Below are 16,225 nucleotides of genomic sequence, written 5' to 3' on the forward strand. Positions count from 1 at the left end.
CTCTATTCAGAGTCGTCTATTTATTGGTAAAGGAGGTTGTGATGTTACGGGAACCTAAGTTGATATCGGATGCAATACCAACGGTTGATGGAGATGGTGTTGATTTGAAACGAAACAGTTTTTTTGACGGACGTTTCGACCCATTTTTAATGCTGGATGAAATTAAGGCTAGTGCTGACGAAACTCCTAATGCATTTCCAGTGCATCCGCATAGAGGAATTCAAACGCTTACTTACTTGATTCATGGAAGCATGTCGCATCAAGATTCTATGGGGAATAAGTCAAAAATACACGCGGGTGATTTACAGTGGATGCATACAGGTAAGGGGATCGAACATTCCGAAAAACCCGATGTAGATGCAAATGGTTTGTGGGGGTTTCAATTCTGGTTGAATGTTCCAAGGCAAGAGAAATTTGAGGAACCTAGGTATCAAGATGTTTCTGCCGATGACGTATTGTCTATTGAGTTAAATGGCATTGATGCGAAGTTTCTTGCTGGTGGTGTGAGAGTGAATGGGCAATCTTATTTATCTAATTTTCGATCGCTTGCAGGCAATGCAAGTTTATTGGATTTGCATTGGCAAGAGCGACAGTTAATTGATATTGAAAATTCTGATAAATCAGCAGGTATCTTTGTGATTAGCCAAGAGGTTAATGTTGTGTTGGCTGGAGGCGTTTTTAAAAAGTTACCGGCCGGTAAGTGTGTCTCTTTTTCACAGGGTGATCATATCCAAATTCATGCAGAATCTGGCGCACGTGTTTTATTTTTTAGTGGTGAGCCCATTGGTGAACCGATTGTGCATCATGGACCTTTTGTGATGACTTCGGAAGCCGAAATTCGTGACACAATTAAAGCTTATCGAGACGGTACGCTGGTTGGCTAAGTCAGGTGTGCCACGCCTAAAATAAGTGAGCTGTAAGTCGCGCAGAACTTCAATTTGATTCAATCCTAGGTTCCCTAATTCACTCACATCGATTCAATTCATTTCAATTTTTAAGTTAGGCGATAATATGGCAAGTACACAATTTTGGAACTTGTTTTATGAATCGCTTAACCTTCTCTTCTTTCTTGAGCGTATTATGCGCGTTATTTTTTAGCTTAAATAGTTTTGCAGCTTCCTTTGATATTGAGGGCAAGTTGTCCATTGATAACCGAAATATTAGTGGTTTGGTCATTACTGATTCTTTTGCCGCTATGGCGACCGATGAAGGCACCGCTATTCAAATTTTATCGAATAACAATGGTAAGTTTGTTGCGGACTCTTCCGGTGTTATAAATTTAACGAGCGATAATCTAGAGCTGGATTTAGAAGGTTTGGCTTGGGAGGAACCTTATTTATATGCCATAGGGTCGCACTCCAAAAAGCGAAAAAAAATCAAAGATGATGCGTCGGAAAAGAAAAACCTGAAACGTCTTGCCCCAATTATTTCTGAACCTAGTCGACATAAACTCTTTCAAATTGAACTTTCACCGGCCGGTAAAGTTTTAAATATTCAATCGAAAAGCCTAGATGAATTTATTTCAGAAAATGAAATTCTAGCGCCTTTTGTCGTTTTGCCAAGCAAAGAAAACGGTATTGATATTGAAGGGATTGCAGTCAAAGACAAACAACTTTGGATTGGGTTTCGTGGACCGGTATTGCGTGGCAACTACGCGACGATTTTAGAACTGGAATTAAAACCGAAAAAATTCAAACTGAAAAAACTGGAGCTGAAATTAGTCAATCTGGGAGGACTAGGAATACGTGATATGGTTGCTACCCCAAATGGTTTAAAAGTTCTTGCGGGGCCTGTAAATGAAATTCCTTCTCTTTATCAGGTGTTTGATTGGTTTGGTCAGAATCAGTTTAATGAACTAAAAGCAGATCGCACACTTCGGAACTTTAAGGGGAAACCGGAGTGTTTGACAATCGACCCTGTTGGTCGATTATGGCTAGGTGAAGATGGACCTAAAAATGGTGCCATTAGATTATTAGATTAAGAACAAATGAGAAGCCAGTCATTGAAATAGGATCAGTTTGGATTTATCGTCAGATTTTCTAGAAGAAAGGCATAATTTAAGTTTTTGAAAATAATTCTACCAAAAAAAATCGCCAAGGTTTCACGTGAAACACTTGGCGATTCTTCTATAGAATTTGGATTAGGTTTCCCTAACCCATTGAAGCAAGATTCTACACTGATTTACCAGTCATCTTTTCAGTCAACCCCGCAATAAGCTTAAAGAACATCGGTACAAAGAGAGGCGCGAGTAGGGTAGCGGCAATCATTCCACCAACAAGGCCTGTTCCCACCGAAACCCTCGCAGCGGCACCAGCGCCTTCTGAGAGCATTAGAGGAATAGCAGCAATCGTAAAGGCTAAAGACGTCATGACAATCGGTCTAAAACGGATTTTTGCGGCTAATTCTGCGGCTTCTGCTAACGGCATCCCAGCACGATGTTTTTGCAGCGCGACCTCAACAATCAATATTGCATTTTTCGCTGATAACCCAATCAGAGTCAAGAGCCCTAACTCAAAGTAAATATCGTTGGTTAGTCCACTTGAAAGCACCATTAAAGAGGCACCTAAAACCGCAAAAGGGACGGCAGTTAATACAGCAACAGGAATTGACCAGCGCTCATATTGGGCAGCTAAAATCAGGAAGACAAATAACAAACCAAATAGAAAGGCTTGGTTTCCACTGTCTGCTGATTTTTTCTGTTGATAGGCTTCGCCCACCCAACCTAATGAGTATCCTTCTGGCAATACCTCTGCAGCGGCTTCCTCAAAGGCGGCTAGGGCCTGTCCGGATGAATAACCAGGAGCTGGATCTCCCATAACTTTTGCAGCAGGGAAAAGGTTGAAACGATCAACGGTATCAGCACCGGTGGTACGCTCGACTCTGACCAAAGCGCTCAGTGGAATCATCTCGCCTTGCGCTGAGCGCACAAAAACCTGTGATAATTTTTCTGGCGTATCGCGATACTCGGCTTCGGCTTGCAGATTGACGCGGAACGTTCGACCGAACAATGTGAAGTCATTCACATACAAGCTACCAAAGGTCGCTTGCATCGCGGCAAAGATTTCATAAGCCGAAACCTCAAGAATTTGAGCTTTTTCACGGTCAACAATTGCTTCGTATTGTGGAACACGAGTATTAAAGGTCGTACGCACTTGTTTAAGTTCGGGACGTGCCGAGGCATTTTCAATCAGTGCTTGTGTTACTTTATTGAGTTCATTTGAACCTGTGCCATTGCGGTTTTGCAAGTAGACCTCAAAACCGCCCGTCATACTCATGCCCATAATCGTTGGCATGCCAATTGGAATGCTAAAAGCGTCAGGAATCGCATTCAATTGACCAAACAGTTGTCCGACCACCGCGTCTGATGGCAAGTCTTGTTCGAGGCGTTCATCCCAGTGTTCGAGTTTAACGAAGGAGACACCCGAGTCCGTTCGGTTAGTAAAGGTTTGTAAATCAAAACCAGCAAAGCTGACGGAATGTTTCACTCCAGGGTGGGCTAGCAGTGTTTCACTCACTTGATCACGTGTCTGTTCCATTTGGCTAAGAGAGGTCGCCGGAGGCATATAGCTCAATACAAACAATGTGCCTTTATCTTCCTGTGGAACTAAGCTTTTTGGCAATGATTGTAAAGTGTCGTAGGTCACATACACTAATCCACCAAACAGCAAAATACTTAACAGACTGTAACGCATAATCATGCGTACACCACTGGTAAATCCATTCGTGATACCGTTAAAACCGGCATTAAAACCTCGTGCAAGAATATTTTCTTTATCGTGGTGATGGTCTTTAATCATATTTGCACATAGAGCTGGCGTGAGCGTTAAAGCGACAATGCCCGAAATTGTGACGGAGATGACAATTGTAATGGCGAACTGTTTGTACATTTCACCACTCAAGCCTTCGATAAACGCGACGGGAATAAATACCGCACCCAAAACTAAAACAATGGCAATAATCGGGCCGGTGATTTCTTGCATCGCCTGCACTGTGGCTTCATACGCTTTTTTTCCCTCGTCGCGCATAATTCGCTCGACATTTTCCACGACGATAATCGCATCATCCACGACAATCCCGATGGCGAGAATCATGCCGAATAAGGTGAGTTGGTTTATCGAAAAGCCCAGCAGATACATACCGATAAAGGTTCCAATAATCGATACTGGAATTGCTAAGACAGGGATCAAGGTCGCACGGAAATTCTGTAAGAAAATAAATACAACCAAGACCACTAATATCAGGGCTTCGACTAAGGTATAGATGACTTTATCTATGGACAGTCTGACAAATTCAGAGGTGTCATAAGGTATTTTGTAGTTAAGCCCTTGAGGAAAATTTTTCGCTAGCTTTTCCATTTTTTCGTCAATGAGTTGAGCAGTTTCTAAGGCATTTGCCCCAGGTTGTAAAAATACCCCCATTGGTACGGTTGGCTTGCCATCAAAGGTGGCATTGAAGTTATAGGCTTGCGCACCGAGCTCAACACGAGCAACATCTTTTAAACGCAGTAGGGCGCCATTTTCTTCGGTGCGTAAAATGATATTTTCAAACTCTTCTGCCGAATTTAATCGGCCAGATGTGGTCACCGTATATGTAAAGGCTTGGTTAGTGGTATTGGGTTCTGCACCGAATTTACCAGCGGCGAACTGCGAGTTTTGTTGGCGAATCGCAGTCGAAATATCAGCAGGGGTTAGATTGAATTGTTGTAATTTATTTGGATCAAGCCAGATACGCATGGAGTAGTCTTTGGAACCAAACTGGCGAGCTTCACCAACACCTGGAATCCGCGATAATTCATCCAAAACATTAATTAGGCCGTAGTTGGCGATAAAGACCGTATCTAAAGAGTTGTCTCCAGAGTAAAGTGCAATCACCTTTAAGATACTGGGTGAACGTTTATTAACGTTGACGCCAAGCTGTTGCACTTCAATCGGCAACTTATTCAGTGCTGACTGTACTCGGTTGTTCACATTGATATTGGCTTGGTCGATGTCAGTACCGATTTTAAAAGTCACTGTCATGGTTAGAACGCCAGAGGAAGAACCAACGCTATTGATATAAAGCATATCGTCGATACCGTTAATTGCTTGTTCCAATGGAGCTGCAACGGTCTCTGACAGTGTTTCGGCACTCGCACCAGGATAGGTGGCTTGTACCTGAACTTGTGGCGGTACGATTTGCGGATATTCCGCAATCGGCACTGACTTCATTGCCATGAAACCGGCAATGACGATAATCAGTGAAAAGACCGATGCAAACACCGGCCGATCTATAAAGAATTTCGATAACATAAGTGGGTCATCCGTTATGGTTACAGGCGCTTATAACGCCTAGTGAATTCTATCTGTCTGGGAATCCTAAGTTTATTTCAGAAGCCCCAATATGCGTGTTCTTGAGGAGGTTATGCCCTTTGAGTTTGGCTTGAAGACCATCTGTAGCCTTCAATGTTTCTGAAATAACCTATTAATTCCTAAGCATGATGGCTTCCTTCCTTTCGACGCTTAGTTGAGGACAGAAAGGTTATTCTTCACCGGCCGGTGAGTTTTTATCTAGCACTTGTACTGGTGAATTTGGCCGTAGTTTAATGATATTGCCAATAATCACCTGTTCACCTGCTTTTAGGCCTTTGCTGATCAGCCATTGATCTTGGTAGTTCCCTGCTAAAGTAACTGGACGCATTTGGGCTTTACCTTCTTCAATCACATAAACAAATGCTTGGCCTGAATTTTGAATCACGGCCTTCTGTGGTACGTTCATCACGTTCTGCCAAGTGCCATGTTCCACTTCTGCGCGAAGAAGTTGTCCTGGGAGCAATCGCTGATTTTTGTTATCGAAAATAGCACGATAGAACTGCGACGCAGTATTCGCATCGACTTGGTTTGCTGTGAAATCTAACTCTCCGTCTGCAATGATTTGCGCTTGGTTGTTGAGCAAACGCACTTTTGGCGAGGAGTAAAGTGTGAGTAGTTGTTGATCTTGCAGGTTAAACAACGTTTGGCGATCTTGGTCAGATACTGAAAAGTGGCCGTAGAGCTGATCGATTTGTTGAATAGTATTCAGCAAGGTTTTACCAGACACTGGGTCCATTAAGTCCCCAACATCTTGTTGACGTTCACCAATGATTCCAGAAATTTCTGCCTCAATCGTAGTGTCATCCAGTTCGATTTTGGCATTTTGCAGCTGTGCTTCCGCCGCTTGTAAACCACTTTTTGCCGCCTGCCACGCGGAGTAGGCATCATCGACGGCTTGCTGACTGACGGTGCGATTACTTAGCAGTTTTTGTGTGCGTTTGTAGGTGCGCTCTGTTTGTTCTAGGTTTGTCTTGGCGGTTTCTAAATTCGCTTTAGATATACCAAAAGCTGCCTTGGCACGACGGTCATCCAGTTGATAAAGCAATTGGCCTTTTTGAACTGTCTCACCTTCACGGTACAGTTGCTCTTCAATAATGGCAGTAATTCGTGCATGGACTTCAACTTCTTGAAGCGCCGACAGACGGATCGGATAAGTTTTAGTGAAAGGGACAGAAGTGGTTTTTGCCTCAATGACCGGAACTGGCATTGGGGGGCGTTCTTCTTGAGAATATGCGATTTTGGAACCTATCATTAAGCTCAAAAATATACATAGATTCAAGAGTGAAAAACTGCGAATCAGACGAGTCATAAACTTCACCTAGTTAAATGAATAAAACAATTTTTCATTGTAAATAAAAAGTGTAATGGTTGCTACACTTTTAAAACTCTTTTTTAAACCCGTTATAATAGATGTTTTTTTAAAACGCTAAGCATCCTGTGAAACAACCAAGCAACGAAACACTTAATCCATCTCGTGGCGAATTACGGCGCCAAAAGTTTTTAGACGTCGCCGAAACGCTTTTTTTGCAAAAGGGGTATGCCGGTACCTCGGTGAATGAGGTGGTAAAGAATGCCGGCGGGTCTTTAAACACGCTTTATCGCTATTTCGAAAACAAACTCGGTTTATTTGAGGCGGTCTTCCACAAAAAAACGGAAGAAATTTTTACGCCTTTTTTGAGCTGTGATTATTGGCAAGCTGATATTGAGACCAATTTGAAAAACTTTGGTTCTGCCTTGCAAAAAGTTGCTCTTTCGGAAGAAGGTGTGGCAATGAATCGTTTGGTCGTGGCTGAGAACAATGATGAGCAGGCGCAAATTCATCGAATCTTTTTAGAAAATGGACCGCAAAAAGCCATTCAGATTTTGGCCAGTTATTTTGAATGTGAACAACAAAGGGGCACAATTCAACTGGAAAACCCACAACTGGCTGCTGCACAGTTTTTAGAAATGATTAAAGGGCCGTTTTATTACCGTTTAATGTTTGGCGAGCAAATTGATGAGAATGAGATGCAGCAGGCGCTTTTACAAGCTATTGACCTGTTTTTAACTGGGGCTCGAATTCAGCCAAAGGCTGAAAAATAATGTTCTCGCCCTCTCTTTGGCGCTGTTCGAGCTGCTCATTTCCTACCTTGTTTTTCGTCCAATTCTTAGGTGCTTTTAACGACAATCTGTTTAAAAATGCGCTGGTTATCTGGTTTACCTTTAAATTGGCAACCAATGAAAGTGATGGGGGGTTATTGGTCACTCTGGCAGCCGGGTTGTTTATTTTACCGTTTGTGTTGTTTTCAGCTTTTGCTGGGCGCTTAGCGGATACGTATGACAAGATTGCGTTAATCAAGAAAATTAAACTGGCCGAAATTGGCATTATGGGTTTAGGTGCTCTCGCCTTGGTGAGTCAATCGGTCGAGTTAATGTTGATTTCGCTGTTTTTTATGGGCGTTCAATCGGCATTTTTTGGGCCAATCAAATATTCTATTTTGCCGCAACTTTTAACCGGCCGGTTATTAATTAAGGCGAATGGCTGGTTTAGTGGCTCAACCTTTATTGCAATTTTATTGGGGACGATTTTTGGCGGTTTAGGGATTATGTTACCGGCCGGTGAAACATGGATGGCGGGGGCGGTTATTGCGACAGCCGTTTTGGGGTGGTTGGCTAGTTTAGGATTAAAAACGGATTTACCCGTTACCAAGATGCAAAGTCAGACATTTCGTCAAATGGTTGCGCAGGCAAAACAAGTGCCAATTGCATTTAAGTCGGTGTTGGCAATTTCGTGGTTTTGGTTTTTTGGCGCGGTTATTTTGAGTCAAATTCCCACACTGGTGAAGTTCCAAGTAGGAGGAAACGATTCGGTTGTGGTGCTGTTTCTCACACTGTTTTCAGTTGGTATTGCCGTCGGTTCAGGTTTGATTGCCAAGTTGATGCCGCCAAAAATACATTTAAATTGGCATTCTTTTTTGTTGGTGGGAATGGGACTGTCCTTAGCAGTTGGGATGATTTTGCTTGGACAATTGCCACCGGCCGGTGAGAATTTATTGAGTGTTCATGAACTAATCTCGAATGGTTTTTTTCAAGGGTTGTTGTTGAGCTTTGCTGCGATGGCTTTGTTCGGTGGCGCATACATAGTGCCACTCTATACGTTGATACAAATTGAAACGCCTGAACCTCAGAGAGCGCGAATGATTGCGCTTAACAATATTATTAATTCGCTTTTAATGGTCTTATCGGCATTGTTGATTATGCTTGGTTACGCTTTAGGGTTAGAATTGCTGACAATGTTATTGATTGTGGCGCTGATGAACCTGCCGGTCGCGTTTTGGTTGAAAAGCCTTGGCAGAAACCTCAGCGGCTAAAACCGGGTAATTAAAGCGTGTTTAAATGGATTTTTAAGTCAGTTGCTAAGTCTCTTGCAAAGGGGCTTTTTAAGGCCTTATATCGAGTTGAAGTCAAAGGACTCGAACATTATCAAAAAGCGGCTGAGGATGGTCGCCCAATCCTGATTATTGCTAATCATGTTTCTTTGTTAGATGGACCCTTGCTCGAACTGTTTATTCCGGGCAAAACGACCTTTATGGTCGATAAAGGCCATACGCACCGTTCTAGTGAACGTTTTATTTTGAGCATGAGTGACTATTTTAGTGTCGATATGCACAGTCCTTACGCTGCTAAACATATGATTGAGCAGTTGCGTTCTGGAAAGCAATGTATGATTTTCCCTGAAGGGCGCATTACCACGACCGGCGGTTTAATGAAAATCTATGATGGTACGGGGATGGTGGCTTCCAAAGCCAATGCGTTGATCCTGCCAGTGCATATTGATGGCGCAGTACTCTCGAAATTTTCTTACCTTGATGGAATGCATTTTGCGTTTATCAAACGCTTTTGTTTCCCCAAAATTCGTCTAACGATATCACCTCCCAGAAGCTTAAAGGTTCCGAACCATTTAAAAGGGCATGCTAAACACCAAGCATTGAGCCAGCAAGTGGCAAAAATTATGCGTCAGAGTGCTTACTTCGGGACGGTTGAACAGCAATCTCTCTACCGAATGTTGCAAGTGGCTAAAGCCACCTATCGTCCAAAAGAAGTCTGTGTTAAAGATATCAACGACCAAGAACTTAGTCTGAAACAAATCGATTTGGCTGCGAAAATTTTAGGAAAGCAGCTAGCGAAAGCACTAGGTGATGAAAAACGCGTCGGCCTGATGTTGCCGAATGTCGCTGGTATGCCTGCGAGTTTTTTTGCACTGCAGGCCTATGGTTATGTGCCAGCTATGATCAATTTTACGTCTGGGGTCGCTGCCATTCGTTCAGCTTGCGAGACGGCAGAACTTAAAACGATTATTACCTCTCAGCGATTTGTCGATGCATTTGAGCTTCAGCCATTGATTGATGAACTATCCCCAAATGTCCGTTTTTTAATGCTTGAAGGGGTGAGGCAGAAGATTGGCTTGCCGCAAAAGCTGGCGGGTTTGTTACAAAGCTCTAAATCTTTGGCGGGTTACTCTTTACCGGCCGGTAAAGAAGCCGTGGTTCTGTTTACTTCTGGGTCGGAGGGAGCACCGAAAGGGGTGGTCTTGTCGCATCAGAACTTGGTGAGCAATATTGAGCAAATCAGTGCCATGCTGACGCTGTTGCCACAAGAAAAACTGTTTAACGCTTTACCAACGTTCCACTGTTTTGGATTAACCGCAGGTATGTTGTGGCCAATTTTGAAAGGTGCACGCGTGTTCATGTACCCATCCCCCGTTCATTATCAGGTTGTGCCTGAGATGGTTTATCAAACGAACGCTCGTCTGATTTTTGGTACGGATACTTTTTTTGCCGGTTATGCGCGAAAAGCCAATCCTTATGACTTTTATAGCCTTCGAGCTTTGGTTGCTGGTGCTGAGCGCCTGAGACCGGAAACACGTCAATTGTACGCAGAGAAGTTTCATCAACCGATTTACGAAGGTTATGGTGTCACGGAAACGACTCCCGTATTGTCGGTGAATTTGCCGACCGGCTATAAACATGGTTCGGTTGGGCAGTTTGTACCAGAAGTGGAGTATCGACTTGAGCCCGTACCCGGTATTGAAGAGGGTGGTCGTCTGTTTGTACGTGGGCCAAATATTATGTTGGGCTATGTGATGCCAGACCGGCCAGGAAAAATTCAGCCTCCAATGGATGGGTGGCATGATACCGGTGATATTGTAGAGGTTGATGAGGATGGTTATGTTTGGATTAAAGGCCGTGCAAAACGCTTTGCAAAAATCGGTGGTGAAATGGTGTCTTTGACTGCGGTTGAGGCTTACATTAATGAAGCTTGCCCTGATGGCCATCATGTTGTCGTGGCTGTGCCGGACTCTCGAAAAGGTGAGCAATTGGTATTGGTGACCGATGATGCGACCTTGAACCGAAAAGTTGTGTTGGAAGCGGCTAAAGCACGACAATTTTCAGAGTTGATGATTCCTAAAACCGTGATTCTGTTAGAAGAAATTCCAGTGTTGGGCACTGGAAAAACTAATTACCCAGAAGTGCAAAAAATTGCTGAAAAGCAACTTGGATAAGGCGCATTTCTCAAGGCTAAAATTCAATCACAATATTTTTGTTGGGAATCTTAATCATGCGGTACTCGTAGTAATGTGCGAGCGCCTTTTTGATTAGGAATTGGATACAAATCAACTCGTCCGTTAAAGTATTTTTTAATAATCGTGCGGGTCATGTAAAGCCCGATGCCAATACCTTCATCCTTAGTGGTGAAATACGGCTCAAATGCTTTCTTTTCTGACTCTTTGGATAGCCCAATGCCGTTGTCAATCAGCTCAACCGAATAAAACTCTTTGTGGTTTTTCAATGTGATAGAGATCAGCGCTTTAAATTCAGAGCCTTCTTGTTGACGACGCTCTTTGATGGCATCTATTGCATTGGTAATCAGATTTGCCAGTGATTGCTGCATATGATTGGCATTGCCGTGCAACGGGTAACTCTTGGCTTGATCTGTCGTCAGATTAATTGTGATATCGTTGTCTTCGAATTGTGCTTCAAATAGATTTAGAGTGTGCTTAATCAGTTCATTTAAATCCAGATCAGTATCTTCTGAATCTGGGTTAAAGAAGGTATGGAAGTCATCAATCGTTTTGGATATGAACTTAATTTTTTTGCGGCTTTTGGTGACATTGTCTTCTAATAATTGCTTCGTTAATTGGTCGTGACTTTGGGCACTCAATAAGTCTTGAAGATACAGCGAGACTTCATGTAGAGGTTGTCGCCATTGACGAGAAATAGCATTAATCATTTCCCCCATGGCGGCAAGTTTGGATTGCTGAATTAGTACTTGTTCTTGTTCTTGTTGAGTGGCTAACTCTGCTTTGACTCGTTTTTCTAGATGGTGTCTAAGCTGTTCAAATTCAGTGATGTCATAGTTAACCCCAATGGTGTGAATGGCGTCGCCGGTATCGTCATAAAGAGTGATAGCATAGGCTTTAATGTAGCGTTCTTCACCATTTGGCCAGACAATTCGGAAGACGGTATCAAAGTTTTTATTATGTTGGGTCGATTCGGTTAACAGCTCTTCGGTGGCGATGCGGTCATCAGGATGCAATGCTTGGCTCCAAGCCTCGTAATGGGAGCTGAAATCTTCTGGATGAAGGTGATAAATCTTAAACATCATTTCATCCCAAAACAGCTCGTTGGTTTTTAAATTCCAGTCCCAGACTCCGATTTGAGCACTGGTGGTTGCAATGGTTAAACGCTCTTGTACGGAGAGTAGTTTTTGACTGAGCTGCTCACTTTCTGAGAGTAGATGCTGCGTTTCAATATTTTTATTTTGGAATTCTTTGGCAGAGAGTGTCAATTGGCCGATTTCATCATGAATGTTGTAATCAGGGATTTTGGCATCTGTATCACCGCGAGCAAGCGATTGAAAGGCTTGATTCAATGATGCGATGGGACGCACGACAGATTTAACATTCAAGATAGCCAAGATTAAAGCCAATCCCATTAAAATCAAAGACCCTATAATGCTGGTTTGAATAACTTGCTCATATTGCATTTCGAGGGCTTGCTTGATTTGCTTGACAGATTTTTGGGCGTTTTGGTTGATTTGGTTGGCGTGATAAAGGACTTCAAAAGCCTCTGCAGCCATCACCACATTGACTAATGATAGATAACCTCGTGTATGTTGAATTGAGCGCGTAAAAGTTTTTTCGGTAAGCGCTATTTGCTCTTCTAACGTTTTTAACATGGATTGCTGAGGAGGCGTTTGTGGGAGCGATTTTAGTTGCTTAAATTCTCTCCACATCGTTTTAAAGGATTGTTTGGCAAGTTTGGCAAAACGATTATCAAGTGATTCAAAATAACGAAAGGCTCCTTTTTCGACTTGATAAGACCGGATATAGAGCTGTTGAGCTAATTTGATTTGTTCTGGACTGTTAGAGCTAGCCAAATAGTTTTGGAAACCTTTCTCGATTTGTTCACCATATTGACGAATGTTATCGCGTAGTTGCTGTTGTGTGCCGCGTTGTAGAATTAGCTCATTAAACTTTGCATAGTAGCGTTCTAAGTGAAGTCGCATACTGTCATAATTAGTTTGGCTGGTTTCGGAAGACTGCGTGGTCGATTGGACTAAGCGTTTAAAGAGTGTGTGATACAACTTACGCGCGGCATCGGCAGAGTCCAGATAGCCAGTATAGGTATAGTTTTGTACATGACGCTGTAACTTTTCGATTTCACCGGTAATCTGTATGGATTGTTGAATATTAAGGTTGGCTTGGTCACTGGCTTTGTAGTCGTTGAATATATGGTTTATCTGCATAAAAAACAGAACGTTCAAAGCAATAAAAAATACAACCAGTAGCAAAACAAATCCGTAGATTTTGCTCTGCAATCGAAGGTTAAAGGTGGGGAGTTTCATAGTTCAGCCATGTACACAATTAGGCGTTAAACGCCTGCTAAGACAAATTCATTCCATTTTCGCAATGAATACTCGTAATTTGGGATGACTGTGTTCCAGACAGCAATATTTTCAAATCGACGATGGTAAGAGCCTCCAGTACGAATTTCGCCTGCTTTAATTGAGTTTTTGCCATCGGTGCCTTGTAGCATCTCGCTGGCTGGTTTGCCTAGATACCAATAATCCCATTCAGCTTGGCTCATAAATTGTCGAGAACGTTCAGGATTCGAGATGTAATAACCTTGTCGGGCAATAAAGGCACCAGCATAGCCGGACAACCACCAATTCATGTATTCATAAGCCGCATCTTTTGATTCTCCTCGGGATTCGCTGGAAAGTGACATAACTCCATGCCAAGCACGATAACCTTCTTTGGGGGCGGCATAAATACAAGGAACTCCCATTCCGTTGAGTGAGGCGACTGCCGGTGAAAACATACTTTGAATATCCACTTGATGCGTGGCCATAAGCTTAATTGAATGAGGAACGGATGACCAAACCCCTCGGAATTGGCCTTGGCTTTTTAAATCAGTCAGAATCGTAAACATCTGATCCAGTTCGTCGCGGCTGAAATTCCCAATATCCTTAAATGACATGAAACCTTGAGCTTGGATGGCCAGTGCCGCATCAAACAAACCAATAGTGGGGTCGTTGACGAGCGCAACTCGCCCTTGATATTTGTTGTCTAAAAGCCATCCCCAACTTTCGGTTTCATAAGGAATACCGGCCGGTATTTTTTGCGTGTTATAGCCGAAGGAATCTACGTTATGAACATAAGGCATAAAAGTGATTTGATCGGTTGGATTTGGGCCAAGGGTGCCATTTGGTTGGATAAACAGAATTTTATTTGGGGAATCACCGGCACCAATTTTTGCCTTTTCAGTGAGTTTTCCCGTTTTCGCTAAAGGTGATATTTCATTCCAGTATTTGAGCCGAGAGGTTTCGATTGGCTGAATTGCGTCGGCTTGCCAAAGTGGACGTACACTATTAGACCATTGTTCATAGAGGTCAAACGATGTGGGATCTGTGGTGGCCTTTAATAGGACTTCTGCACTCCCACCGGGATAAAATTCTAGGTTTATTCCGAGTTCTTTTTCGGCACGCGCTTTGAGGTGAGGCTGCAAAGTGACATGAGTACCGACAACTTTAACCGTCGGGCGTTTATTTTGCGCATGCAAAATTCCAGGAAAGCCTGCGCTTGAAATACTGGCCGCGGCCAAGAGTCCTTTGTAGATAAATTCTCTTCGGCTGGTCATCTTATACCTCAAAGTCGAGTGGGGACTTGGTTAGGGTGCGATTAAATTATTGCATTTGTCTACCTATCTTATACCTACTTTCTAAGGAAGTCTCCAAACTCGTCAGCTTTATGTACAGAGAATTGATATAGATTATTACTAATTTCTCTTTTTAAGATAGCGCTCCCAGTAACGATGTTGTTCAGTCAGTTTGGCTGACATTTCACGCGATTCAGCCGCTTTGTCAAAGTGGTTATCCATTAAGCGAGTTTGATCTTTGATTAAACTGGATAGATTGGCAGTATTTGAACGAATATCAGCGAGTTTGCGATCAATGCGATTCATGACTCGTTTGAAATCTTTGTAAAAACTCTTGAATTCTTCAGATTCCAAATAGCGTAATGTCGCCTCTTCGGCAGGAAATTCATCTTGTAACAGCTCATTCATACGATTAACCACCAACATATAGCCAGTACGTTGGTCACTATTAACATCACGCGCTTTGCGTTCTAATTGTTTGGAGCGGACTAAAAGGGCTCTTGAGAGTTTTTCATCACTGGTAAAGTAACTGGAGTATTCTTTTTGTTCCAAAGCATGAGCTTCATTATTTGCCTGCTGGACTTGTTCTGCGAAAGGGTAGGCAATCACAAAATCGTTATAGGCATCAATTGTTCCAATGTCGTCTGCTATTTGGAATGCACGTTTATGCAGGCTTTTTAAAGCATCGCGTGATTGTTCAGAATTTGGATACGTTTTTAAAAACCACTGATAACCGGCGATGTTGTTTTCATTTTCAGTTAACTGGTAAATTTTAGCGATGGCCTCTTTGGCTTGAGTAGACTCTGGAAATTCTGCAATAAAATCAGAATAGCTTTTTATGGTGTTTTGTTTACTTGCCAATGCAAATAGGTTGTTGAACACATTACTATCACGACTTTTATCGTAGGGAGAGACCTCTTTAAGGTATTTTAGATAGGCGGTTGTTGTATTTTGTGCTTTTGCCGTGTTGTAGGCTTTATCAACCAAAACAGTCAAAGCTTTATGAGCGTCTTCTTTAAAACTAGAGTCCCCATAAGACCGAATAAAGTGGTCATATGCTTGTAGGGTATTTTTTTGTTTTGCCTGCTCAAACAGTGCTTTGTCTTTCTGGCGAATTTTTTGTGCTTTGATTTGGTTGGCTTTTTTATTGATTGCAATCACACTATCAAAAGTAGGTCCCGCCACACAGCGGACGGGTGCGGTATGGTGCATAGCGCCCGAAGAGCGTTCACCAGTATTATGCCAACGTTTAACAAAGCCATCTTCACTGGGTCTATTAACTCGGTAAGAGATTGTGGTGGGCGTTGATGTCCAATAAGCGAGTGACGATGGATTCGAAAATTGGCGTCTAAAGTCAAAGATGCTTCTTAATTCTGCATCGTTCGGGACTCTAAAATTTTTATATTTACCAATGTGTAAATTTTTACAATAGTCCTGTGCTTCTGAAAATTTCAACTGTTCGTTTGGCGCGCTTATCCAAGCACGAGGGCCATCTTGTGTATGTTTCGTGTTTTCCCAAATCAAGCCGGTCCAAGTATCCACCACAAAACCTTTTAAAAGGTCACGTTCAACTCGCTCGTTTTCAACTGTTGATTGAATTCCTGCTTGAACTTGAGTTGCAAGAAGCGTTAGCAGTGAAATATATGTAGCTGTATTCATCGAAATCATTGTCAGTCC

The 16,225-nt window shown here is 42.6% G+C and carries 10 protein-coding genes; 5 read left to right on the plus strand and 5 right to left on the minus strand.

The features are described from left to right. Positions 1-41 precede the first annotated feature (41 nt). Both D9T12_RS00540 and D9T12_RS00545 read left to right on the plus strand, forming a co-directional pair. Positions 42-884 carry a pirin family protein gene (locus D9T12_RS00540; RefSeq protein WP_130536341.1) on the plus strand — a complete coding sequence of 281 codons (843 nt, stop codon included), beginning with the start codon at positions 42-44 and terminating at the stop codon, positions 882-884. A gap of 158 nt (positions 885-1,042) precedes the next feature. After that, positions 1,043-1,981, plus strand: coding sequence for a DUF3616 domain-containing protein (locus D9T12_RS00545; protein WP_130536342.1), 939 nt, complete (start codon positions 1,043-1,045; stop codon positions 1,979-1,981). 190 nt (positions 1,982-2,171) lie between these two features. On the opposite strand, the gene D9T12_RS00550 is transcribed toward D9T12_RS00545, so the two are convergent. Both D9T12_RS00550 and D9T12_RS00555 read right to left on the minus strand, forming a co-directional pair. Next, on the minus strand, positions 2,172-5,288 hold the full coding sequence (locus D9T12_RS00550; protein ID WP_130536343.1) for an efflux RND transporter permease subunit: 3,117 nt from the start codon (positions 5,286-5,288) through the stop codon (positions 2,172-2,174). Positions 5,289-5,517: 229 nt separating this feature from the next. Further along, the gene (locus D9T12_RS00555; RefSeq protein WP_130536344.1) at positions 5,518-6,657 is read right to left on the minus strand and encodes an efflux RND transporter periplasmic adaptor subunit; all 1,140 of its coding nucleotides are present in this window, start codon (positions 6,655-6,657) and stop codon (positions 5,518-5,520) included. Between the two features lie 128 nt (positions 6,658-6,785). Between D9T12_RS00555 and D9T12_RS00560 the strand changes: the two genes are divergently transcribed. Genes D9T12_RS00560 through D9T12_RS00570 form a run of 3 tightly spaced genes read left to right on the plus strand, consistent with a single transcriptional unit; the run spans position 6,786 to position 10,890 of the window. Then, a complete protein-coding gene (locus tag D9T12_RS00560; RefSeq protein ID WP_130536345.1) occupies positions 6,786-7,430 on the plus strand; it encodes a TetR/AcrR family transcriptional regulator in 645 nt (214 codons plus the stop codon). After that, positions 7,430-8,698 carry an MFS transporter gene (locus tag D9T12_RS00565; protein WP_130536346.1) on the plus strand — a complete coding sequence of 423 codons (1,269 nt, stop codon included), beginning with the start codon at positions 7,430-7,432 and terminating at the stop codon, positions 8,696-8,698. The genes D9T12_RS00560 and D9T12_RS00565 overlap by 1 nt, the downstream gene beginning before the upstream one ends. Before the next feature lie 17 nt (positions 8,699-8,715). Next, positions 8,716-10,890: an AMP-binding protein gene (locus tag D9T12_RS00570; protein WP_130536347.1), complete on the plus strand. Its 2,175-nt coding sequence runs from the start codon at positions 8,716-8,718 to the stop codon at positions 10,888-10,890. 50 nt (positions 10,891-10,940) lie between these two features. Here the strand turns inward: D9T12_RS00570 and D9T12_RS00575 are convergent, their stop codons facing one another. The 3 genes from D9T12_RS00575 to D9T12_RS00585 form a co-directional block, all read right to left on the minus strand. Then, entirely contained in the window at positions 10,941-13,235 is a 2,295-nt protein-coding gene (locus tag D9T12_RS00575; protein ID WP_130536348.1) for a sensor histidine kinase, read from the minus strand. Between the two features lie 26 nt (positions 13,236-13,261). Continuing rightward, the gene (locus D9T12_RS00580; protein ID WP_130536349.1) at positions 13,262-14,530 is read right to left on the minus strand and encodes an ABC transporter substrate-binding protein; all 1,269 of its coding nucleotides are present in this window, start codon (positions 14,528-14,530) and stop codon (positions 13,262-13,264) included. Positions 14,531-14,668: 138 nt separating this feature from the next. Further along, positions 14,669-16,216, minus strand: a complete 1,548-nt coding sequence (locus D9T12_RS00585; protein WP_130536350.1) for an Lcl domain-containing protein — start codon at positions 16,214-16,216, stop codon at positions 14,669-14,671. Between the last annotated feature and the right edge of the window lie 9 nt (positions 16,217-16,225).

This window comes from Thiomicrorhabdus indica (assembly GCF_004293625.1).
GTDB classification, from domain to species: Bacteria; Pseudomonadota; Gammaproteobacteria; order Thiomicrospirales; family Thiomicrospiraceae; genus Thiomicrorhabdus; species Thiomicrorhabdus indica.